General features: G+C 27.5%; 21 protein-coding genes. 19 read left to right on the top strand and 2 right to left on the bottom strand.

The window, feature by feature from the left end; genetic code table 11:
* Nucleotides 1-9 precede the first annotated feature (9 nt).
* Nucleotides 10-1,776 (bottom strand): glycerophosphoryl diester phosphodiesterase membrane domain-containing protein, encoded by a 1,767-nt coding sequence (locus H612_RS0107355; protein WP_027130860.1) that lies wholly within the window; start codon nucleotides 1,774-1,776, stop codon nucleotides 10-12.
* A 308-nt stretch (nucleotides 1,777-2,084) separates the two neighbouring features.
* Here H612_RS0107355 and H612_RS0107350 point away from each other — a divergent pair, with 308 nt between their 5' ends.
* The 17 genes from H612_RS0107350 (at nucleotide 2,085) to H612_RS0107265 (ending at nucleotide 22,184) form a co-directional block, all read left to right on the top strand.
* Nucleotides 2,085-3,587: a sucrose-specific PTS transporter subunit IIBC gene (locus H612_RS0107350; RefSeq protein WP_027130859.1), complete on the top strand. Its 1,503-nt coding sequence runs from the start codon at nucleotides 2,085-2,087 to the stop codon at nucleotides 3,585-3,587.
* Nucleotides 3,577-4,884, top strand: a complete 1,308-nt coding sequence (locus tag H612_RS0107345) for a glycoside hydrolase family 32 protein (RefSeq protein WP_027130858.1) — start codon at nucleotides 3,577-3,579, stop codon at nucleotides 4,882-4,884. Before H612_RS0107350 ends, H612_RS0107345 begins: the two co-directional genes overlap by 11 nt.
* A gap of 20 nt (nucleotides 4,885-4,904) precedes the next feature.
* Nucleotides 4,905-5,843, top strand: a complete 939-nt coding sequence (locus tag H612_RS0107340) for a carbohydrate kinase family protein (RefSeq protein WP_027130857.1) — start codon at nucleotides 4,905-4,907, stop codon at nucleotides 5,841-5,843.
* Between the two features lie 329 nt (nucleotides 5,844-6,172).
* Complete coding sequence (locus H612_RS0107335; protein WP_027130856.1) at nucleotides 6,173-6,985, top strand: MIP/aquaporin family protein; 813 nt, start codon at nucleotides 6,173-6,175, stop codon at nucleotides 6,983-6,985.
* Nucleotides 6,986-7,024: 39 nt separating this feature from the next.
* Nucleotides 7,025-8,113 carry a GTP-binding protein gene (locus tag H612_RS0107330; RefSeq protein ID WP_027130855.1) on the top strand — a complete coding sequence of 363 codons (1,089 nt, stop codon included), beginning with the start codon at nucleotides 7,025-7,027 and terminating at the stop codon, nucleotides 8,111-8,113.
* A gap of 84 nt (nucleotides 8,114-8,197) precedes the next feature.
* Nucleotides 8,198-8,953 carry a methyltransferase domain-containing protein gene (locus H612_RS09310; RefSeq protein ID WP_084167255.1) on the top strand — a complete coding sequence of 252 codons (756 nt, stop codon included), beginning with the start codon at nucleotides 8,198-8,200 and terminating at the stop codon, nucleotides 8,951-8,953.
* 292 nt (nucleotides 8,954-9,245) lie between these two features.
* Nucleotides 9,246-9,923: a response regulator transcription factor gene (locus H612_RS0107320; RefSeq protein ID WP_027130854.1), complete on the top strand. Its 678-nt coding sequence runs from the start codon at nucleotides 9,246-9,248 to the stop codon at nucleotides 9,921-9,923.
* The gene (locus H612_RS0107315; RefSeq protein ID WP_027130853.1) at nucleotides 9,916-11,145 is read left to right on the top strand and encodes a sensor histidine kinase; all 1,230 of its coding nucleotides are present in this window, start codon (nucleotides 9,916-9,918) and stop codon (nucleotides 11,143-11,145) included. The genes H612_RS0107320 and H612_RS0107315 overlap by 8 nt, the downstream gene beginning before the upstream one ends.
* A gap of 171 nt (nucleotides 11,146-11,316) precedes the next feature.
* Complete coding sequence (locus H612_RS09305; RefSeq protein WP_051210183.1) at nucleotides 11,317-11,733, top strand: hypothetical protein; 417 nt, start codon at nucleotides 11,317-11,319, stop codon at nucleotides 11,731-11,733.
* Nucleotides 11,717-12,664, top strand: a complete 948-nt coding sequence (locus tag H612_RS0107305; protein WP_027130852.1) for a polyprenyl synthetase family protein — start codon at nucleotides 11,717-11,719, stop codon at nucleotides 12,662-12,664. Before H612_RS09305 ends, H612_RS0107305 begins: the two co-directional genes overlap by 17 nt.
* A 1-nt stretch (nucleotide 12,665) precedes the next feature.
* Entirely contained in the window at nucleotides 12,666-13,820 is a 1,155-nt protein-coding gene (locus H612_RS0107300; RefSeq protein ID WP_027130851.1) for a tetratricopeptide repeat protein, read from the top strand.
* 43 nt (nucleotides 13,821-13,863) lie between these two features.
* On the top strand, nucleotides 13,864-14,619 hold the full coding sequence (locus H612_RS0107295; protein WP_027130850.1) for a GNAT family N-acetyltransferase: 756 nt from the start codon (nucleotides 13,864-13,866) through the stop codon (nucleotides 14,617-14,619).
* A gap of 412 nt (nucleotides 14,620-15,031) precedes the next feature.
* Nucleotides 15,032-15,973: a serine hydrolase gene (locus H612_RS0107290; protein WP_035500455.1), complete on the top strand. Its 942-nt coding sequence runs from the start codon at nucleotides 15,032-15,034 to the stop codon at nucleotides 15,971-15,973.
* Between the two features lie 428 nt (nucleotides 15,974-16,401).
* Nucleotides 16,402-17,862 carry a DEAD/DEAH box helicase gene (locus H612_RS0107285; protein WP_027130848.1) on the top strand — a complete coding sequence of 487 codons (1,461 nt, stop codon included), beginning with the start codon at nucleotides 16,402-16,404 and terminating at the stop codon, nucleotides 17,860-17,862.
* 342 nt (nucleotides 17,863-18,204) lie between these two features.
* The gene (locus tag H612_RS0107275) at nucleotides 18,205-19,467 is read left to right on the top strand and encodes a competence/damage-inducible protein A (protein ID WP_027130847.1); all 1,263 of its coding nucleotides are present in this window, start codon (nucleotides 18,205-18,207) and stop codon (nucleotides 19,465-19,467) included.
* Between the two features lie 66 nt (nucleotides 19,468-19,533).
* Nucleotides 19,534-19,830, top strand: a complete 297-nt coding sequence (locus tag H612_RS0107270) for a DNA topoisomerase IV subunit A (protein WP_027130846.1) — start codon at nucleotides 19,534-19,536, stop codon at nucleotides 19,828-19,830.
* Nucleotides 19,831-20,012: 182 nt separating this feature from the next.
* Nucleotides 20,013-22,184, top strand: a complete 2,172-nt coding sequence (locus H612_RS0107265) for a hypothetical protein (protein ID WP_027130845.1) — start codon at nucleotides 20,013-20,015, stop codon at nucleotides 22,182-22,184.
* 47 nt (nucleotides 22,185-22,231) lie between these two features.
* Here H612_RS0107265 and H612_RS0107260 read toward each other — a convergent pair whose 3' ends face one another.
* Nucleotides 22,232-22,558 (bottom strand): thioredoxin family protein, encoded by a 327-nt coding sequence (locus H612_RS0107260; protein ID WP_035500452.1) that lies wholly within the window; start codon nucleotides 22,556-22,558, stop codon nucleotides 22,232-22,234.
* A gap of 351 nt (nucleotides 22,559-22,909) precedes the next feature.
* Between H612_RS0107260 and H612_RS0107255 the strand changes: the two genes are divergently transcribed.
* Entirely contained in the window at nucleotides 22,910-24,388 is a 1,479-nt protein-coding gene (locus H612_RS0107255; protein ID WP_027130843.1) for a BglG family transcription antiterminator, read from the top strand.
* Nucleotides 24,366-24,764: a PTS sugar transporter subunit IIA gene (locus tag H612_RS0107250; protein WP_027130842.1), complete on the top strand. Its 399-nt coding sequence runs from the start codon at nucleotides 24,366-24,368 to the stop codon at nucleotides 24,762-24,764. The genes H612_RS0107255 and H612_RS0107250 overlap by 23 nt, the downstream gene beginning before the upstream one ends.
* Nucleotides 24,765-24,774 lie beyond the last annotated feature (10 nt).

Genomic DNA, 24,774 nt, shown 5'->3' with positions numbered 1-24,774 from the left:
ATAATTTTATTAATTACCAGTTAGTAATCTTGAAGCTTTGTCAAAGTACGATTTATTATTTTCGAGTTCATTTTTTTCGTCTTTAACTATTTCAGGTTCATCAGTAATAATTGCATCAACAGGGCTTTGAAGATATTTGTTGATTTGTGCATAATCATTAACAGTCCAAACGTAAACTTGTTTTCCTTGACTTTTAGCTTGTTCAACTAGCGATTCTCTATAAGAAAAATCTTCTATAACAAAAAAATCAACATTATTGTTAGAAAATTTTCCAAATTGAAGTGGTATTACATATCCAGTGTTTAAATGTGGAGCTTTGCTTTCTAGTTGCTCTATAACTTTTAAATCTAGAGACATATATTTATACTCATTTTCAATTCCAAGTTCTTTAATTTTATTAATTAATAAATCAATGTAGTTATTAGGTTCACTACCATGGGGTTTGAGTTCAACTAATAATTTAACATTTAATTCTTTAGCTTTTTTTACAAATTCATCAAAAGAAGGAATTTTACTCTTATGGTCACCTTGAGAAATTGGTAATCCGACTACTTCGTCATAATTCATATCTTGAACTCTTTTATTAATACCAGCAAGACGTTTTAAATTATAATCGTGCATTACTACAAACTTATTATCTTTTGTCAAAAGAATATCCACTTCTACATAATTAACACCTGCCTTGGCAGCAGCTTCAAGGGATTCAATCGAATTTTCTACACCTTGTGCAACATAACCACGATGTGCAATAGTCATAATATTTTTATTAAGACCATTAGTATAAAGTAAAGCACTGTTATATAGGGTAGTACCTAAAACAACGGTAATAGAAAAGACCAATAGTATTCTTGATTTCTTTTTATCCTCAACTTTATGATTAATTAGTTTTTCAGAAATTTGATTTTCTTTAATTAAAATTGTAATAAGGGCGGTGATAACTGTGACTTTAGATAAGACACTAAAAAAGAAAATTATGGAGCTTGCTATTGTGAAAAATAACGTTTGAATTAGGAGATTATTTCCCTTTGAATCAATTAAAGCAAAAAAAGCTGTAGTAGAAAATAAAACAATCAAGGAAATAATTCCATAAATAAATTCAAATAATCCAATAGTTATAAGAAATTTCAACTTACCTTTTTTTGTTAAATCCCAACTAGTTTTGATGTTATCAATTAATTTTTTATCACCAACAACTGTAAGTGGAAGGGTGTAAACTAGACGAAAATTTATATAGGCCAATAGTGAAATTAGAAGAATGAATACAATCAAACCATTAGGGGTTTTTGTAAGTTCGCCAGTAATAAACTTTGGAATATACAAATTTTTAGAAATTAATGATTTTACACCAAGATTAGCAACAGGAATCGTTAAAATAAAATAACCTATAAAAAATAAGATTTGGATTCCAATAAGATTTTTCATTTTGCTCCAAGCATTGCTAGCTATATTCCTTATAGAATATTTATTATTCGTAAGTTGCCCATAGATAGTAAATGTAAGAGTGGAAAACTCAATAAACATTAAAAATGCAGCAAATAAAATTAAAAGAATAAAAACAACAAAGCTAATAGGATTAAAAAAAATATGCCAAAAATTATTTTTATCTAAATGTTCTTCTCCAGAAAATTTTAAAGCTAGTTGAAAAACGATAGATATTACCCACAGACCGCTTAATATAAAAAGTTGCAAAAACACAGCTATAGAAATATAAGTAAATTTATTTTTAGAAATATTATGCCAAATACTACTAAAAAGTTCTTTAATAGACAAATTCATTAAAAGCACCTCCCTATTAATAATCATCTAAACTTATATGATTATAACAAAAAGAGAGAAACGCCGCAAGAAATATGTGGAATCAACTAAATTTTAAGTTTGATGCATGGTATAAATCTAAAGAAAAAAAACAAAAATTAGTAACGTTACCATTTTGTTATTGACAAATTATAAAAAGTATTGTAAAATTTAAAAAGTAACGTTACCATTTATGTTTTTATTACACTAAATATTAAATATCAAGTTTAGTTTTTGTAATTATTGTTAAAAATATATTAAAAGTAAAAATAAAAAAGGAGAACTATATAATGGATTTAAAGAAAGTAGTTAATGAAGTTGTTGAACACAGTGGTGGTCAAGAAAATATTATAAGTGTTGTTCATTGTGCAACTCGTCTTAGATTAGAGTTGAATGATGAAAAAAATTTTAATAAAGAAAAATTAGAGGAAATTGATGGTGTTAAGGGAGTATTCTTTAATAATGGTCAGCTTCAATTAATTTTTGGTAGTGGACTTGTACAACAAGTATTCGCAGCTTACAATGAGGTATATAAAGGAAAATCTTCTGACGAATCTTCAGAGGAAAAAAATAATAGTAAAAAATTAAAAGGAAACCCACTACAACGTTTTGTAAAAATGTTAAGTGATATTTTTGTACCAATTATTCCAGCAATTGTAGCTGGAGGTTTATTAATGGGGATCAATAACGTATTAACAGCAAAAGATTTATTTTTTGCAGGTAAATCTGTTATTGAAGCGTATCCTAATATTGCAGGTTTAGCTGACATAGTTAATGTATTTGCTAATGCACCATTCGTATTTTTACCAGTACTTATCGGATTTTCAGCAACTAAGCGTTTTGGTGGTAATCCATATTTAGGTGCGGCACTTGCAATGTTAATGGTTCACCCAGATGTAATGAATTTTTATACATTTGGTAAATTAGATCCGGCTACTAATCAACTTTTAGCTCCAGCTGTAGACATTGTTAATCAAAGTGGGCAAGCTGTTGAAGGACTTCAACGTGTAACTTCTCTTCAATATTGGGATGTATTTGGATTCCAAATTGCAAAAGTAGGATATCAAGGTACAGTATTGCCAATTTTATTTGCTGCTTGGTTATTAGCGACTATTGAGAAATATTTACGTAAAGTTACACCATCATGGCTAGATAATTTAACAACACCATTAATTTCATTATTTGTAACTGGATTTGTAACATTTGCTTGGATGGGACCTATTCTTCGTGAAGCAGGTACTTTGCTAGGAGAAGGATTACAATGGCTATACACTAATGGTGGATTTGTTGGAGCGGGTATTTTTGGTTTATTGTATGCTCCAATTGTTATTACTGGTCTTCACCAAAGTTTTGCGGCAATCGAAACACAACTACTAGCAGCAACTGGATTAACATTTATTTTCCCAATTGCTTCTATGTCAAACGTTGCACAAGGGGCAGCGGTACTTGCAGTATTGGTATTCTCTAAAAATGTAAAAATGAAATCAATTTCTTCAGCATCTGGTATTTCAGCATTATTAGGAATTACAGAGCCAGCGATGTTTGGGGTTAACCTAAGATTAAGATATCCATTCTATGGAGCTATTGCAGGAAGTGCAGTAGGAAGTGCTTGGATAGGGTTTAATAAAGTATTTGCATCAGCATTAGGAGCTGCAGGTCTTCCAGGATTCTTATCAATACCTGCAAATCATTGGTCAGTATTTGCAATAGGACTAGTATTATCATTCGTAGTAGCATTCTCAGTAACAGCATACTTCTTTAAAACTAAAAAGGAACTTGTGAATGCAAGCTAATAATTGGAAACAAAATCTTCATTTAGAACCTACTAAAGGTTGGCTAAATGATCCAAATGGATTAGCTTACTTTAAAGGAAAGTATCATATTTTTTGTCAGTATTCTTATGAGGTAGATGGTGGATTAAAATTGTGGTACTATCATACAAGTAGTGATTTAAAAAATTATGAAGATAAGGGTGTGTTTTTAACACCAACAATAGAAGAGGAAAAAAGTGGAGTTTATTCAGGAAGTGCTAGTATAGAGAATGATAAATTAGTCTTCTACTATACTGGAAATGTAAAATATAAAGGTGATTATGACTACGTTCATGCTGGGCGTGGTCATAATACTATTACATTTTCAACAGAAGATGGTATTAATTTTAGTGAGAAGACTTGTCTTTTGACGACAGATGATTATCCTAATATGTCAAATCACGTTAGAGATCCAAAAGTATTTGAGAAGAATGGAAAAAAATATTTGATTCTTGGTGCTAGAGATAGTAATGATTATGGATGCCTTCTAATTTATGATAAAGATACTCTAGAACATTATAAAACAATTTATTCAAAAAATAATTTAGGTTTTATGTGGGAGTGTCCAGATTATTTTGAAGTGGATGGGACAGAAATTTTTATTTTTTCTCCTCAAGGTATTTCAAGAATGTATCCATATTTTGAAAACACATATCAAATTGGTTATTCAGTCGTTAATGAAGGGTTAGAGAGTGTAGAAAGATTTGATAATTTTAATTTATTAGATTATGGTCATGATTTTTATGCTTCACAAACCTTTTTAGATGAAGATAATAATCGAGTATTGATAGGATGGATGTATGTACCAGATAGTAGCTATACAAATCCTACTACAAAATTTGGTTATCAAAATTGTTTAACAGTGCCAAGAGTTGTAAATTTTAAAAATGGAAAAATACGACAAACGTTACATAAATCCGTTAGAGATTTATTGGGAGAAAGAATTTTTAAGAATATTTTTTCTGAACAAACATGGTATTATAGTCAAGAACATGGAGAAAGTTTTAAAATTCAAATAGCTGATTTTAAAGTCAGTTACAATAACAATGAATTAGAAATTAACTTTGGTACTAGTGGCTATGGTAGAAATGATAGAAAATATAAATTAAATTTAGAAAATGTAGAAATAGTTTTTGATAGTTCATCAATAGAACTTTTTGCAAATAATGGAGAGTTTGTAATTTCAACAAGATTTTATCCAAAGAATCATAATGTAGAAATTTCAGCGAATAGTTTTATTGCACAAAAAATAGAAAAAATAGAAATAAAAAAGATATAAATTAGAGAGGTGAAGCTAAAATGGCGGTTTTATGTATAGGAGAAATGCTGATTGATTTTATAGGAGAAGATGTAGGAAAAATTGATGAAGTAAAATCTTTTAAAAAAGAAGCTGGTGGTTGTGTTGCTAATGTTGCATGTGTTACACAAAAATTAGGTCATAAAAGTTACTTGCTTACATCTTTAGGAGAAGATGGTTTTGGGGATTTCTTAGAAAATACATTAAAAAAGGAAAATGTAGACTGTAAATATGTATCAAGAAAAGATGATAGTTTCACTCCCTTAGCATTTGTTTCTTTAGATAAAACTGGTGATCGTTCATTTAGTTTTTACTTTAAAGGTTCTTCAGCATTAAAAATTAGCAAAGAAGATGTAGAAAAAGTAGATTTAACGGAGATAGAAGTGATACATTTTGCAAGTATCGCGATTCAAGAAGAGTCAAAGGGTAGTCATCATCTTTTGTTAAAAAAAGCAAAAGAGGCTGGAGTTTTAATATCATTTGATGTGAATTTAAGATTTAATCTTTGGGAAAATAAAGAAATTTATTTAGAAACTATTAGAGAATTTTTGCCGTATGTAGATGTTATTAAAGTTGCAGATAATGAACTTGAATTTTTAACTGGGAAAACTAATATTGAAGAAACATTAAACCAGGATTTCTCTCATATAAAAGTTGTTCTTTATACAAAAGGGGAGCAAGGTGCAGAAGTTTATTACCAAGATAAAAGGGCTATTACCAAAATTCCAAATGTGAAAGCTGTTGATACAACAGGAGCAGGGGATGCTTTTGCGGGGGCATTTTTGTCTAAGTTATTAAACTGTAGAAGTTTAGATGAAATAACTCAAAAAAATCTTCAAGAAATGACAGAGTTTGCTACTAATTATGCGAGCTTAACGACTACAAAAACTGGAGCAATTTCTAGCTATTTGACTGAGGAAGAATACAAAGAATTGATATAAAAAAAGTAAGTTGATATTTCAACTTACTTTTTTTTATGATAAAATTTATTAATCTATTTTAATATAGTAAACTCTAGTTATTTTATGAAATAAATATAAATATATTTATTTTTTATGATTGGTTTTTTTAAAAAAAGTATAATAGTTATTTTCTTGGGATAATTAAATAAAATTGACAATATTTTATGTTTTATTATATATAATAATTAAAAATAAAATTAGTATAACAATCGAAAATTAATATTAAAATTAAAAATAATATTTTAAAAATAATTTTTTTTTTTGCTATAATATGATTATAAATTTTATAAAAAAGGAGATATATTTTGATGAAAAATTATTCTTTAAAAAATGATTTTTTAGGGGAGGTAATAGGTTCGTTTATTTTGGTTCTTTTTGGTACTGGAGCGGTAGCAGCAGCTGTTTTGTACAACGCACATCAAAGTTTATTCCAAATAGGAATTCTTTGGGCGTTTGCTGTAATGTTTGGCATCTACATGACAAGACATTTAAGCAATGCACATTTTAATCCAGCAGTTTCTATAGCAATGGTTCTTACAAAAAGAATGTCAGTTAAAAGATTACCAACTTATATTTTTGGGCAATTTATTGGAGCATTTTTAGGAGGATTAACAGTTTATGGAGTCTATGGTTCATCAATAGAACAATATGAGGCGAAAAATAATATTGTAAGAGGAACTTTTGAATCGGTTACAACAGCTAAAATGTTTGGAGAATATTATAATCAACCTGGTGGATATGCACTTTCAATGCCACTTGCAATTGCAGTAGAAACTTTGGGAACATTTTTATTGGTACTTATAATCTTTTTATTCACAGAAGGTGCAAATGTAGGAAGACCTAATGATAACACTGCACCAATTTTAATAGGATTAACAGTAGGTTCGTTATTATGTTTATTTGCCTCAATTACTCAAGCTGGCTTAAACCCTACTCGTGATTTTGCACCAAGATTGGTCGCTTGGATGTTTGGATGGGGAAGTGCAGCTTTCCCAGATAGTAGCGGTGGATTTTTCTGGGTATATATACTTGCTCCAATAGTAGGTGGAATACTTGCTGGGTATTTCTTTACTTTAGTGTTAGAGCCAGCAATGAAAAAACAAAAAGAGTTGATGAAGTAAAATATAAATTTAAAAATAAAAAAGTTAAGGAGAATTGTTATGGTAAAAAAAACAGATTTGATTTTAGTAGGTGGATTTTTAGGAGCTGGAAAAACTAGTCTACTTTGGGAAATGGCAAAAAGATTAAATGAACAGAATAAAAAAGTAGGTTTAATTACAAATGATCAGGCGAGTGAACTAGTTGATACTTCTTTTTTAGAAACTAACAATGATATTGTTGAAGAAGTTAGTGGAAGTTGTTTTTGTTGTAATTTTAATGGTTTTGCTGATGCTATTAGGTATCTTCAAGAAACTAATAATAGCGATATAATTTTTGCAGAACCTGTCGGAAGTTGTACGGATCTTTCAGCAACTATTATGCAGCCATTAAAAGAAAAATATAATGAAACACTTAACCTTAAGCAACTTACAGTTTTGGCAGATCCGAATCGTCTTAAACCAGTGCTTATAGATCATACTAATCCTGGAGATTATATTATTTATAAACAATTTGAAGAAGCCGATGTGATTTTAATTAATAAAATTGAATTATTGTCAGATGATGAATTGAAAGATCTAGTGGATAAAACTAAAAAAGAATTTAATAATGAAAATGTCTTAACATTAAGTGTGAAAACTGGAGAAGGAATTCAAGAATGGTTTAATTATATTCTAAATAGTGAAAAAGAAGTAGGGAGAAAAATTGTAGAAGTTGATTATGATACTTATGCAGATGGTGAGGCATTGTTTGGATGGTTAAATGGAACTTACAGTTTAGAAAAAGAAGAAAGTTTTGAGAATTTAGCTACTACATTTTTAACTAATCTTGGGGAAAGATTTGATGGTGAGAACTTAAATGTTGGTCATGTTAAATTTTTACTTCAAGGTAAAGAAAAGGGAATAATAGGAAATATTGTAGGTAAAAAAGAAACAGCAACTTTAAGAAAATTGGATAGTAAGAGTGAAAATATATTTCTGACAGTAAATGCTAGGGTGGAGATTCATCCTGATAAACTAAAAGAAATAATTAAAGAAGAAGTTGAAAGAGTATTTGGTGTTATTGGATATAAACAAGATAAATTGAATGCATTGATTCCTGGGAGACCAAATCCTACATTTAGATATAGAGAAATAGTAAAATTATATTAAACATGTTAGAATGAAATATACATTTATAAGTTTAGTTGCTTGAGTTTTAACTCAAGCAACTACATTTTCCAAGGAGGGCATATCATGAAGCAAAGTAATGGAAAAGTAAGATTATCAGTAGAGACATTTTATGATAATATTTCAAAAAATAAAGAGAAAACAAAAGTTGACTCAAAAGAATTAAGTAAATCATTAGGGTACGAAGAAGAAGTAATTAATCAATTTCCAGAAGAGATAAACATGGGGTTGTCATGTGGTAATCCTATTCACCATTTAAAAATTAAAGAAGGTCAATCTTTGATTGACTTAGGTTGTGGAGGTGGATTAGATATTTTCATAACAAAAATGAAAAACCCTAAAGTAGGAACTTTATATGGACTTGATAGGTTAGATTCAATGTTAGAAAAAGCTAGAAAAGTTTGTGATAAGAAGAATTTTAAAAATATTGAGTTTATAAAAGGTGAGTTAATAGATATACCGCTGCAAGAAAAAACAGTTGATAGAGTAATTAGTAATTGTGTGATAAATCTTGAACCAAATAAACAAAAAGTGTACGATGAAATTTATCGTATATTAAAAGATGATGGAATGTTTGTAATATCTGATATAGTTTTGAAGAAAGAATTGCCATTAGAATGGAAAAACTCCGAGAGAATGCTTTGTACTTGTGTTGCCGGAGCTATTTTAGAAGAAGAAATAGTAGATATTGTAAAAAAAGCAGGGTTTAAAAAATTTCAAATTATAAATTCCGAAGTTACGGATGAATACTCAGAAAAATGGGGATATGGAGAGGAAATAAAAGATTATATTCAAAGTGGATTGCTGATAGGCAGAAAGTAATGAAAACAAACTAAGTGAAAATATCTATTTTGCTTTTAAAATTTTAATTTTTTATTAGCCAGTAAATATTTTTGTAAAGTAAAGCATTTAATTAAGAAGCTATATTAAAAATATTTGTCTCTTAATTTTTGATAACTTTTTAAATAATATATTTTTAACTATATGGAGTTTTGAGGTTGAACATATTATAAATTATATAGAATATTTCTTATAATACAACATATTTAAACTAGATTTTAGTTATTTTTAATATAATAAACTCGAAATATATTATAGTTAGGAGTGTAGGAAAATGAGGTTATTACTTGCCGAAGATGAAAGAGATTTATCAGATGCTCTTGAAGCAATGTTAAAACATAATAATTATTCTGTTGATACTGTGGATAATGGGCAGGATGCGTTGGATTATTTATTATTAGATGATTATGATGGGGCAATTCTTGATGTTATGATGCCGAAAATGGATGGAGTAACTGTTGTTCAAAAATTAAGAGAAAATAAAAAAAGTACACCAGTATTACTTCTGACTGCTAAATCTGAAGTTGAAGATAAAGTTTATGGACTTGATAGCGGAGCTGATGACTACTTAACAAAACCATTTGTGATTAAAGAATTGCTGGCCAGGGTTCGTTCTATGACTAGAAGACAAGCAACATTTACTAGTAATGTTCTTGAACTTGGTAATGTTAGTTTGAGTAAATATACATTTGAATTATCTACTGAGAAAGATAAAGTAAGACTATCAAACAAAGAATATCAAATGATGGAAATGCTTATGCGTAATCCTGGTAATGTTATCCAAACTGAACAATTTTTAGAGAGAATTTGGGGTTATGATAGTGATTCAGAAATTAATGTAGTTTGGGTTAATATTTCATATTTGAGAAAGAAATTAAAAGCGTTGGATGCAAATATTCAAATCAAAGCAACTAGAAATGTTGGTTATACATTGGAGCAATTAGATGTTTAAAAGTCTCAGAAGAAAATTTGTTGCCTCTGCGGTAGTTAGTGTTGCAGTTGTAATAGCTCTTATGGCTGGGACATTAAACTTTATTAATTATTATAAAATAGGACAAAGGGTAGATGAAACTTTGTACGAAGCCTCTAAGTCATCCGCACTATCCACTATCTTTAGTGAAGAAGGTGATGATTTAGTAATAACCAAAAATGCGTCTACAGCTGCTAGTTATAATGGTTTTTCTGTTGCCAAAATAAATTCTGAAGGGAAGATAATTAAATCATATAGAGATGATTTATTACTTACAGATCAAGAAGCACTTCAAGAATTAACAACTTTGGCACTAAAGAAAAATTACGACAGCGGTTATGTGAAAAGCTATAGATTTTATAAAACAAAAACAAGTGTTGGGGATTTGGTTTTATTTTTGAATACTCAGCGGGAATTGGATTCGTATTATTCATTTGTAAAAAATACTGTTTTGATTTCTCTAATAGTAATTTTGTCAGTATTTTTACTTGTGGTAATGGTTTCTAAGAAGGTTATTTTACCAATTCAACAAAGTTATAAAAAACAAAAACAATTTATAACTGATGCGAGTCATGAGTTAAAAACGCCTTTAGCAATAATAAGATCAAATACTGATGTTTTAGAACTTGAAAATGGAAATTCAAAATGGACAAAAAATATACAAAATCAGGTGGATAGACTTACAAGTCTTGTAAACAGCTTAGTTATTTTTAGTAGAATGGAAGAAAGAGATAGTGTAGAAAAAGTGCAGTTTAATTTATCAGAGAGCCTGAGAGCAAGAATAGAAGATTTTAATGAGCTTGCTGATTTCCAAAAGAGATATATTGTAGCTAATATAGATGATAGTCTTTATTATAATGGTGAGAAGCAAACTATTATTCAACTTATGGATATCTTGTTGGAAAATGCTATAAAATATGCACCTAAGGATAGTGAAATTAATGTTAGTTTGATAAAAAATCGACGTCATGCTATAATGAAAATTTCTAACAGGGCGAATGTAGAAAAAGGTGATTTGAGTAAAGTTTTTGATAGATTTTATCGTTTGGATGAATCTAGAAATAGCAATATAAAAGGTTATGGAATAGGTTTATCTATGGCACAAGTTATTGCAGAAAAACATAAAGAAGTAATAAAAGCATACGCTCCAGAAGATGGAATTTTTAACATAGAGATGCGTTTTACATTAGATGAGAAGAAATAAATTATAATATTGAAGATAGTGACCATGTTAAAATTAAGGGTGATTTTAACATGGTTATTGTTATGATTAATGTATTGTAAAATAAAAAATTAAGAGAAAGTAGGCAACTAAGATTTTATAAATTAGCATAATGTGGTATAATTTAGAAAGATAATTTGTAAAGGATACATTATGGAAAAATATAATTATAACAAGGAATTGATAGAAAAATTAAATATAAAAAATTTCATAGAACAGTACAACTTTACTAATGAAAAATATAATGAAGCAATCTTTTGTGCATTGAGTTCACTATATGAACACTACAAACAAAAAAATCCTTCGACACGAGTGATATTACTAGGTGATTACTATAGCTTTGAGTATTATAGCTTGTTGAAAGATAATTTGGATAAATTAAAAAATTTGACTCAAGTAATGCAAGAAGGATATCTGAAATTTTTGAATAAAAGTATTGATTTTAGAAATTTTTCTTTGGAAATTATAAGTACATGGTTTGCTTTTTATGGAAGAGAGCTACAAAAAAGTGATGTAGAATTAATTAATATTATAGATTCTTATGGAGATAATGATGTTAAAAAAATATGATGCACTGGTGCAAGAAGTATTGGAAAATATTTTTGGAATTACTAAAAGTGAAGATACTAAGTTAAATGATGTAATAAGAAAATATTTTTTAAATGGTGGAAAAAGAGTGAGAGTATTACTCCTTTTAATATGTGCTAATTTGGGTGATTTTGAAAAAAACAGGAAAAATATTATAAGAATAGCAAGCATAGTAGAAATTATTCATACTGCTAGTCTTATACATGATGATATAATAGATAAAGCACATACACGTCGTGGGAGCATGACTATGAATAGAAAGTACGGGAATGAATATGCTCTTTATGTAGGCGATTATTTATTTGCAACAGCACTAAAAGAAGTGACAAAATTTGAAGATGAAAGAGTACATCATTATTTGATTAATACTCTAAAGGAGCTTTGTATAGGAGAATTAATACAAGAAGATGAACTTTATAATATAAATACAAGAAGACTTGATTATTTGAAAAAGATAAAAAGAAAAACAGCAATACTTATTGCATTTGCAACTGTGGCAGGAAGTATAATTTCGGATGCAAATGAAAAAGACATACATAGTAGTTATTTTTTTGGGTATTATTTGGGTATGAGCTATCAGATAATTGATGATTATTTAGATTTTGCAGGTGGTAGTGAATTACTTGGAAAAGAAACAGGACAAGATCTAATAAACGGGAATATAACATTACCAGCATTAATTGCAAAAAAAAGTGATTCAAACCTGTTTATTAATTTTTCAAGAAATACTAGTTTGGAAGAAAAGAAAAAAATAATAAACTATATAAAAGACAACGGTGATATTTTAAATGAAGTTCTTGAGGTTAGTATTAAATATTTAAAAAAGGCTAATGCTAGTATAATAAATATTGATCAAAAGGTCAGAGAAGAACTAATTTTTGTAATGAATAGATTAGCAAGGAGAAACAGATAATATGGATATAGAACAATTTTTAGATGAATTAAAAGATATAGATTTAAAAAATTTAGATAGAGATCAGCAAGAAAACTTTCGTTCAATTTTATTTAATAATGGTTTATTTGAAGAGGCATTAGAGTTGTCAAAAATTATTTATGAACAAAATAAAAATGAAGATAATGCAATAGAGGGTTATGTTCATAACCTTATGTACCTTGATAAAAAAGATGATGCATTGTTAGTTTTATATAATGCTCCTAAAACAGCTCCTATTTTGTATCTAGAGGGTATGATTTATAAGTTTGATGGACTGTTGGAAATTGCTGAAGAGAAGTTTTTAAAAGCAAGAGAATTGGTAAACCACCCAGAAGTCTTGCATAGTATTGATAAAGAATTGGTGTTAATATACTTAGAAACTGGTCGTGAGAATAAAGCAAAAATTATAAGTGAAAGAATTTTCCATGAAGAACCTACGATAGAAAATTTTCGTTTAGTTTTTGATAATTTATTTGTGCTTGGCATGTTTGAAGATGCAATTGATTTTTATCTTCATCATGGTAAAGAATACGAGGATGCATCAATTTTGTTTGCTCTTTCTTATGCATATAATCAAATCCAAGATCTAGAAAATTCGAAAATGTATTTATTAAAGACTATTTCGCTAGAACCAGATTTTACAGATGCATATTTACATCTAGGACATATGTCAAAAGGGGAAGATGCCAAAAATTATCTTGAAAAATATATTGAATTACAAGGAACAACAGTAAGTGCATATCTACACTTAATTTCTATATATAAAGAATATGAAGAGTATGATAAAATTCGTACATTAATGCAAGAAGTGTTAGAAACAATGGGTATATCAGAAGAAACTTTATTTGTTACCATAAATGCATTAAAATCGTTATTTGAATATGATAAGATTTTTGATTTATATAATGAACATGCAATTATAAAAGATGATCCGATTTTATTAGGAACAGCATTAAATGCGTTATCAGAAGAGGAAGATTATATTGATTTTGTGGAAGAAGAAGTAGTGACATACTTTGAAACACTGCATGATGATCCGACATATCCAGAAACACTGAAAAATGTTTATGAGTTAACTGGCAGTTCGAGGGTATTGGAAATAATAAATCATTTTAAGCATCATCATGATCATTAATTTTAGAGAAGGAACTTTTTGTTATTGAGAAAAGAGGTGTAATATGAAGTATAGTTTTAAAAATATTCACTCTAAAGCTAAAGTGGCTATTGAAACGGATAAATATATAATATATCAAACTTTGAAATCAAAACTATATTTTGGTGGGAATTATTTGTTGATGAAAGAAGTTGCTGATTCAGTAGAAGATATAGATTATTATATTGCTGCGTGTCGTAATTTTTTTAAGGATAAAGGAGTTAATTTTATTCATATAGCTTCTGTTGAAAATACAGCACTTTCTAAAAAATTAAAAAAATATTTAAAAAAAGAAAATTATAATGAAATTAATCTGGATTTGTATCATTTAGCTGTAGAAGATTTTATGGAGCAGGAAAAAAGTAATTATAAAATAGAATTTTTACAAAGAGTGGATTTTAGCAAATATTTAAGTTTCCAGTATAGAATAGATTTAGAGTCTAGTAATAATGAATGGGCAAATCATAATCAAGAGTTGCTATATGAGGATATTCGTTCTGAAAATATTAAACAGCTCATAATAAAAGATGATGATAAAATAATAGGTACTGTTAATATAATAGAAAAAGATGATTTTTTTGAAATTGACAATCTTTATGTGGATGAAAAGTACAGGAAACAAGGGATTGCATCACATTTAATAAGTTTTGCAATAAAGAATGAAAATAAAAGTAATGTATTATTGGTAGCAGATGCTAATGATACCCCTAAATATATGTATGAGAAAATGGGATTTAAAAAAATATCAGAACAAGATTTTTATTTAAAATCAGATGTGTAAATTTCATATAGGAGCAACTCAATTTAAACAATATTTAGAGTTGCTCCTATATGTGCTAATATCTTAAGATTTTAGAGGAATAAAAGATGTATGAAGTCTTGTGAGAGAAATTCTAAATAAAACTTTAATTTTTGTAAGTGAACAAGCTGCAAGATTGGAGTATTTTTACTGAAAATTAGTTTGAAAGATCAGCCGATTTAATATATCTCTTCGCTTTTGTTCTGAAAATTAATATTGAATTTGGAGTTTTTGGTTGATCCTCTTGAATGAATTATCTAGGCTTTTATATTGAACTACACAATTTCAATATAATAAAAATTTTTAAAAATATTGATTGATGTATTTGAAGATGTATAGTAAACTAATAAAGAGAGTTTATCGAAAAGGATGTGAGAGGTAGTTGAAGAAAACGATGAAGAGAGTATTAAAGTTTGTTATAGAATCATTAGTAGTTGTTTTTATTATTTACAGTGTATTTTCAGCAGGACGTTATGTGAAATCTAAAAAAGATGTGAATAATAAACAGCAAGAAACTTCACAACAAACACAAAATAATAATACAAATAATAACAATGATAATCAAACTGGAAAGAACCAAGAAAAAAGAAAATTGAGCCAGGTAGAATTAGATAATGCTATGAATAATGTGGTAGAAAAATATAAAGGTAATAATGAAATAAGTATTATTTATAAAAATTTTTCAACTGGATATAGATTTGCAGTAGAAGACGATCATTACTTTACTGCAGCAAGTACTGTTAAGGTAGTGTATGCAATGAAAATTTATGATCGAATAAGTGCTGGAGAAATTACCAAAAATACTGAGATTGCATATAATTCTAAATTTTTAGAAGCTGGTGGAGGGGAAATAACCAATCAACAGAAAAAAAGTAGCTATCCACTAGACTATGTTATTCAAAATATGATTCAATATTCTGATAATACGGCAACAAGAATGTTGGTTGGTAACAGTGCAACAGCAGCGGATGTTTTAACAAAATATTTTGCTCAACTAGGAATTACTCTACCGTTAGCAGAAGCTCAGAAGAATAGAGTCACACCGAAAATGATGGAAGAAGTTTGGACAAAATTATATAATGAGAGAGAAAAATATCCAGATCTTATTAAGTATTTAGAAGACTCAGAAGATAATGAATGGATAAAAGAAGGAATAACTGGTAAGAAGATAGCTAGTAAATATGGTGGAATAGATGCGAACATGCATGATACAGCAATTGTGTTTGGTGATGAAGATTATATGTTATTAATTTATACTAATAATTTGAGAAATTCTGGAGAAAGTATAACACAAATAGCAAAAGAGATTGATAATTTAACTGAAAATAATATGTAAAATAAGGCCCTTTGTTAATATTGGGCATCATATAAGAAAAAATATTAATGAAATGCTAAGCGGATTAGAACTGCTTAGTTTTTTCTATTCTCTTTAGTTTTTATAATGTTATATTTACATGCTACTCATGTTACCTGAACAAGAGAAAATTGTAGTGTATTTTGGTATTTGACCTAATTTTGTTATTAGAATGATTTCCAGAATTTTCAAATCTAATAAAATAAACACTTAATGGAAAAATATTAAAAAAATTTACAAACAATTTTTTGCGCGAGGTTTAGTTGTGTTTAATATTTGAACATTTTATATATTCTGCTATAAAAAAGTAATAATTTAGGTTTAATGATGTACTTGTTGAATTAAATATGTTATAATTACTTGGTTATATAAATGAGATATATATAAAATAGAATTAAAAGGAGAAGTAAATGACAACATTTGAAGAATTAGGAGTTAGTAAAGAAACGGTTGATTCACTGACAAAAATGAATTTTGTAACTCCTACTGGTATTCAAAAAGAAACTATTCCTTATGTTATTTCTGGAATTGATGTTTTAGCTCAAGCACAAACAGGTTCTGGAAAAACGGGAGCTTTTGGAATACCTATAGTAGACGTTGTAAGAAGAAGTGAAGAGTTGCAATCTTTAATCTTGACCCCTACAAGAGAATTAGCTCAACAAGTGGGTGAGCAATTACGATTAATGTCAAAAGCAAAAGGGTTAAAAGTAAGTATAGTATTTGGTGGTACAAGTATAGAAAGACAAATTCAAGATTTTAAAAAACGTCCACAAATAGTAGTAGGAACTCCAGGAAGAATAATAGATCATATAAATAGAAGAACATTGAAGTTGGATAATCTTAGTCATTTAGTATTAGATGAAGCGGATGAAATGCTAAATATGGGCTTTATAGAAGATGTTAGATTTATTTTATCTAAAATAACTTCAAAGCATCAAACATTATTATTTTCAGCAACAATGCCAAAAACTATTATGGAACTTTCTAAGGATTTTATGAAAAATTATAAACTTATAAAAACAATGAGTGATGAAGAATTAAATCCTGATATTAAAGAATTTGCAACGATAGCTAGAGAAAATGAAAAATTAGAAACGTTAATAGGATTTTTAGATGTTCAAGATCCTAGTTTAGCAATTATCTTTGGAAGAACAAAGCGTCGTGTTGATGAATTGTCGAGTGCTTTAATATCTAAAGGTTACTTAGCAGAAGGATTGCATGGAGATATAACACAATCGAAACGTTTAGAAATCTTAAGAAAATTTAAAAATAATTCATTACAAATCTTGGTTGCTACAGATGTAGCTGCACGTGGAATAGATATAAGTGATGTAACACATGTATATAATTTTGATATACCTCAGGATGTTGAGAGTTATACACATAGAATTGGTAGAACTGGGAGAGCAGGGAAATCGGGAATTGCTATTACATTTTTAAATCCAATAGAGATGCCATATTTAAAAGATATAGAGAATTCTCGTGGAGAAAGAATGAAAATGCTTCGACCTTATACAAAAGATGAAGTGAAAAAAGCAAGGAATAATAGAATATTTGATCAGGTAGTATCTGAATTAGAAGATAATCATACTGAACTTAATAGTCTAGCAAATAAATTGTTATCAGAATCTAATGCTGAAAAAATAATTACGGTTCTTTTGAATAAACTTATAAATGATAAAAAAGAAGTGGACGTTGAATTATCATTTGAAAAACCGTTACCTAGAAAACAAGATAGAAATAAAAAATCGTCAAGATCAAATGAAAGAAGAAGACGTTCTGATAACAAAAAACGAAAACCTAAAAATGAAAGAAGAAGTATAGATAAAAAGTTTTTTGATAAAAAAGGACGAAGAATGCAAAATAAATAAAATTAATTAAAAATCTTAAGTAACTTTAACAAAAAGTTATTTAAGATTTTTTTGGTAAAAGGTACTACTATATAAAAAATTAAAAATGAGGTAGTCTTTATTTTTTTTAAGGTTTGATGTAGAATATAAGTAGTGTAATTATTAAAATTTTTAAACAATTTCTTTAGTGTAGGACTTTAAAATTTAGTTATTTTAATTTAGATGTTGTTTATATTCTATAGAAAAGTTAAAAAAATTTAGTTTTATTTTTAATATAATTTAAATTAAAGTTATAAAATTTAGTTAAGTGTTTAAAATAAAAAATATGTTAAATATAAAATAAGATCTTGAAAGGAGATGCCGATGAGAGTTGAATTAGTTTCTGTAGGAACGGAATTACTATTAGGTGATATAGTTAATACTAATACCACGTATTTATCAAAAGAACTTGCTGCACTTGGGATAGGAGTTTATAGACAAACTACGGTTGGAGATAATCATGATAGATTGTTAGATACATTAAGAACAGCATTTATAGAAAATGATACGGTTATTATAACTGGAGGTCTTGGACCTACAGATGATGATATAACAAAAGAATGTGCTGCTGAATATTTTGGCCGTGATTTTTACTTTCATGAGTATTCATGGGTAAAAATTTTAGAAAGATTAACACGTTCAGGGCGAAATATCATAACTGATAATAATAAAAAACAAGCAATGATACCAGATGGTGCAATAGTATTGGAAAATTTTTGTGGAACTGCTCCTGGTATTATAATAGAAGAAAATGATAAAAGAGTTATTTTAATGCCTGGACCACCAAGAGAAATGCGAGATATGTTTGAAAAGAGTGTAAGACCATATCTAGAAAAATTTAGCACAAAAAAATTTATCTCTAAGTATGTTCGTTTTTATGGAATAGGAGAGTCTTTATTAGAAACTAAGATAAAACACATATTAGACACTCAGAAAAATCCTACTTTGGCACTTTATGCAAAAACAGGAGAGGTTTTACTTAGAGTAACTGCAAGTGCTGATACTAATGAAGAATGTGAAGAGTTAATTAATAAACAATTAATTGAAATTGAAAGTTTAGTTGGGGAGTACATTTATTTAGTTGGAGAAGAGGACGTATCATCTAGTCAAACAGAACTTCATAATGTAGTTTCAAATTTATTGATAGAAAACAATTTAACGATTTCAGTAGCAGAATCTTTGACTGGAGGGAGACTCACTTCTATGTTAGTGGAAAGAAGTGGAATATCTAGTTCGCTTTTAGAAAGTGTTGTTTGTTATTCTAATGAATCAAAGATAAGAGCACTAGGAGTAAGTGAAAAAACACTACTTGAATATGGTGCAGTTAGTGAACAGACTGCTGGTGAAATGGTGTATGGTATTGCTAAGAGATTAAATAGTGATGTAGCAGTGGCGACAACGGGAATAGCAGGTCCGAAAAGTGATGATAGTGCAAAACCAGTAGGATTAGTTTATATAGGAGTTTATTATAAAGGGAATATCAATATAGTAGAGAAAATATTTACAGGGGATAGAGAGTTAATAAGAACAAGAGCTAGTATAGAAGCATTAAATGAAGTTAGAAAAATTATTTTAGAAAATATTTAGTTTATTACTTGTAAATTTTTAGAGTTTTTTGTATAATTATAAAAAAAGTAATTTAAGGAGATTTTTATGTATACAATGAACTTATCTAGTTTGGAGTCACCGGATCCCAGGTTCTCGCAAGACGATGAATATTCCCAGGACTTCAATACAGAAATAGATTATGAAAATGAAATTTTATCAGATTATGCTGATGAAAGCTATAATGAGGTAGAGTTTAAAACTAGTAATGAGGAGTTTTTAGATTACTCTAATGAGATGTTCCTTTATAAGGAGTATTTGTATGATTTTGCAGATGACTACGAATATGATGAAGTTAGTATATCTAATGATCAAATAATGTTAGAAAATATAAGCGAAGCTTAATCAACATTAAATAAAAATTTAACGCTGATGGATATAAAGATATTCATCAGTGTTTTTATCTCAAGTTGTAAAATATTATATTACTTTAATTAAATTTAAATAATTTTTAGTATAATTATTGACGAGAATTTTTATAGATAATATAATAGGGAGCATGAATAAAAAAGAAAGGAGGAGATGATATGAAATATAAAACAGCCTTAGCATGTTTTTTATGTTTAGGTTTTGCTTATGGAAGTGATAAGTTAGTTAAAGCGGACTTTTATACAGATTATAACGCTAGTGTAATGGATACTATTTTCAAAAAAAATATTTTTAATTTTGATATTTTCACAAATTCTTTAAAATATTCTCCTCCAATAATAACAAATAATATAGCAACAGAAAATATTAATGAAATAGACTATAATGCAGAATTACTTAGTTATAAGAAAAATTCTAAAAATTATTTAATTTTTTATTCAGTTGATGATAAGAAGATTCCGACAGAAATACTTAGGATTCCTCTTGAAAAAACGGGTGAAGGAAAGATTGTTGATAAGAATTTATTAAAACTTTTTAAACCTAATTCTACTATAATGATGAATGTAATGAGTTTTGATATTGATGATAGAGGAAATATAATAAATTTACAATATTCAAAACCAAGTGAACAGTATTATACTACAAAAAGTGTAAATTTGGTTGTAAAAGAGGGAGATAAAGAGGTAGTAAATAGAAATATAAATTTAGTAAATGAGCCTAAGGATGATAAAGTGTTAGTATATCCCTATGAATTAGAACAGTATTACAGAACGGATAGATATTATTCATATACTAATGCAAAGGTAGAAGTTGATAAAAAAGAATATATTTCAAGTAGTAATCTCACAATTCCATATAATTCTCAAAAGATAGAATTGATCTTAAATAAAAATAAAGAATATTGGAGAAAAGTGAATGTTCAATTTCCAAAAGAGTATTCAAAAGAAGAAAAAGAGTATGAAATAAAAAGAAATTCAACAATTGGCGAATTTATTAAGGAACATGGTTTGAGTGGAAAATTTTCTGATACGAGTAACTACAAATTTGTAGGTTATTATTTAGGTAATAATGAATTATCCACTGTTTTAACCAATCAAATTTCCAGTGATATTACAATAAAAGCTAAATTTAATACTAAGATTATTTTAGATAATGGAGAGACTACAAAGGAGCAAACCTTGTTAACAGATGATAAGTTTAGTGATATTGATGCAGATTTTTTCAATAAGGATAAATATCATGTTGAAAATTATACAATTTATAATGCTGTAACTCATAAAAAAATCAAAGATATAAGTTCATTGAATGAGGAAACTGTCAATGAAAGTGTGATAATAAAAGCTAATTATAAAGAAAACACTAATACTGTTAGTATTCGTCAAGATGACTATAACAAAAGATTTGGTAAAGTAGATAATACGGTAAAGGACAAAGATATTCAGTGGAGTGAAACTAAGAAAATAGGAGAGCTCCTAGGAGAACTTAGAAAAAAAATAAAACCGAATACGGGGTATGAGGTTGTTTTTAGAATCAATAAGCAAGTAGTTAATGATTCAGATTATATAAATAAGGATGTTACTTTAGAAATATACTTTAAAAAAATTGAAAAAGAGTGGGTAAATGTAAAATTTATTGGAAAAGGAATTGATAAATTTTTATCTGATGGACAAGAGGTTTTGGCTGGTTCAAGAATAGATAGTATGATAAATTTGCCAACAGCAACTGGGGAAACTGAGCGGGAATTTCTAGGATGGCGAGCCAATGAAGATTATGAAATTATTGATGAAAATTCTAACAAGCAACACATTTCGAAAAATAAACTACTTAAGACGAATGAATTAGGTGCTGTGGTTGCACAAAGAGGAAAAAATTTAGAATTTACCGCAGTGTATAGAAATCTATTCAAAGTAGAGTTTGCAGAAACTGAAGCGGGAAGTGTGAATTTATCAAAGGGTACAGAAAATGTTTTAGAAGTAGATGAATTTGATAATATTGGTGAAGCAACAAAAGATAATAAAATAATCGTACTACCTAGAGCAAGTTATAGTGTTTCCCACTTCATAGCAGATAAAAACGTAAAAATAAATTTAAGAAATGGCTCTAAAGAAGTCTTTGCTGGACAAAGAATAGAAGAAACAGAATTATATAATATCGTACCAACTTCAGATTTGAAATTAACACCAGTGTTTAAATTTAATTTATTTTCTTCAAATGTAAAGGATATGATAGAAAATAATAGGATAAAAACCGCAGACGAATTTTTAAATTTAGATTTTGAATCAACGGAAAATATCAGAAGAATATTGGGACCACTGTATTATTTAAGATGATTTTAAATAAAAACTATAAAACTTTTATGTTTTATAGTTTTTTTATTTTATATTTTTTTTAAAAAAGCTTCTACTTCATCTTGAGTTTTAGAAATTTTTGAAACAAAGCGACTAATTTCTTTGTTATCTCTATAAGCTATAAAAGAGGGGATACCAAAAATATCTAATGCTTCTGTAATTTCAGGGAATTCATCTCTGTCTACATATATAAATTCTATTTCAGGAAATTTACTTATGGATTCTTCAAAATAATTATTAAGCATAACACAATCTGGGCACCATGATGCTGAGAAAACAAAAACAATTTTTTTATTTTTTTCTTTTAAAAGTTTGAATTCATCAATAGTAGCTAATTTTTTTATATAGTTAAACATATTATCACCTCGTTGAAATATATGTTTTAATTATATCATTATTAAGTGATATAATCATTTTATATGTTTTTTTAAAAAATATAATTAAAGAGTATAATTTGTCTTTAATGCATATAAAATAAGGTATTAGATATTGTTTTTTTAATAGGATTTTAAAAAAATAATTTTAAAAAATACATATAAATAATACTTTAAAACATTAGAAATAAAAGTTTTTATAAATATAAATACAAAGATAATTGCCATAGTACAATAAAAAATAAAAGAATGTCCATAGTACTGTAGACATTAAATGGTATTTTATAAGTGTTGTAAGCGTATTATAATGAAAGTGCAAGGGAGGTAATGAACTTGACAGAATTAGAAAAAAGAGAAATAGAAATTTTAAGAATTTTAACTGAAGAAAAAGATTATCTACCTGTTTATATCATTGCAGAAAAATTAGGAGTATCAACTAAAACTGCATATAGAGATATAGAAAAAATAATAGAAAAAAGGAACGATATAGCCCTTTTGAAAAAGCAAGGTAAAGGAATTAAGGTTAAATTTTCTGAGATTCCCTTAGAATTGACACAACAAAAGAAGGTATCTAAGCATTCTGTGGAAGAAAGAAGAATAAAAATACTGTATTATTTATTAAAAAATTCTAAAGAATATACTTCTATTGAAGAATTATCGGATAAATATTTTGTTGGAAAGTCAAGTATAGTTAATGATTTATCTTATATAGAAAATAACTTGTTACATGGTGATTTAGAATTAAAAAAAGATAGATTTGGCACAAAGATTGTAGGAGAAGAAAAAAATATAAGAAAAAGGTTAATGTGTTTAGTACGTAATTATTCTATTATTTCTGATGATGATATTGGTGATTATCATTCAGAAAGAATAGAAGAAGGAATATTAAAGGAGCTAGCTTCGAAATTCGATATACCAAAAATAGCAACAATAGAAAAAATTGTAAATAATAATGAACACAGACTACCTTATACAATTGGAGATTTATATTATACAAACCTCATTGTTCATATATTAATAGCTATGGAGAGAATAAATAATGGAAACTATATTGAAGAAAATAAGTTACCTCAAATAAGTGATAAAAAGTTTTATGGAGAAGCTGAGAATATTGCGGCAGAATTAGAAAGAGAGTTTTCTGTAACTTTACCGTTAATTGAAATTTATTATATTTATCAATATTTGGTTAGTACAGGTGTTGGAAATTTGAATAATGATATTTCATTAAAAGTTGATGAATCTGTAGAAAAAATAACAAAAAAATTTTTATTAGCCATATCAAACGATAGAAAATCAACTTTTAATATGCAAGATAATATTTATTATTTATTTAAGTTGCACATAAGAGCATTGTTACGAAGACTAAAATATGACATTGTAATAAAAAATCCGTTACTAGAAAAAATTAAGGAAGAGTATAAGGAACAATTTAAAAAAATTGAAGATATTTCTAAAGAGATTCTTTCTGAAAAAATTACAGAAGATGAAGTTGCGTATTTAACAATTTATATTGAATCAATCCTTAACTTGAATAATGTTAATAAAAAAGTAGTTTTAGTTTGTCATAGTGGTTTTGGAACCTCAATATTTTTGAAAAAAAGAATTGAAGATAAACTTGATAATTTAGAAGTGGTAGACGTTATTTCTGCAAAAGACTTAGAAGAGTATGATTTGGAGAAAATAGACTTTATAATTTCTACCGTTAAACTTGGAAGTGATATAAAAAATGTTGTTTATGTAAATGTAATGTTGAAAGATGAAGATATTCTAAATATTAATAGAAAGGTCTATGGCGAAAATAATGAAATTTAAAGTATATAAAAATAATAAAAGGACTCACATAGAAGATATTTACAAAGATATAGCGGAATTTTTAGAAGAAAATTCATGGATTATATCAAAACAAATATTTTTAAAAGACCTTGAAGCTAGAGAAAATTTAGGTTGTATTAAAGTAGATACTAATTTTTATCTTCCACATTTAGAGAATAATAATATTATAGAAAATATCATTATAAGGGTGGATAATTTTAAAAATGATATATTATTTATTCTTATAAAAGATAATGATACAGATGCAAAAAATAAAGCGAAAAATATTGTAAAAAATTTACTTGTAGAGGATAAGAGAAAGATAATTTTACAAAGTGACAGAGTAAAATTTGAAAAGATTTCAGAGTATATATAAAAGGAGGTGT

This window comes from Gemella cuniculi DSM 15828 (genome assembly GCF_000425665.1).
Classification (GTDB): Bacteria; Bacillota; Bacilli; order Staphylococcales; family Gemellaceae; genus Gemella; species Gemella cuniculi.
This window is presented reverse-complemented; position numbering and strand designations above follow the sequence as displayed.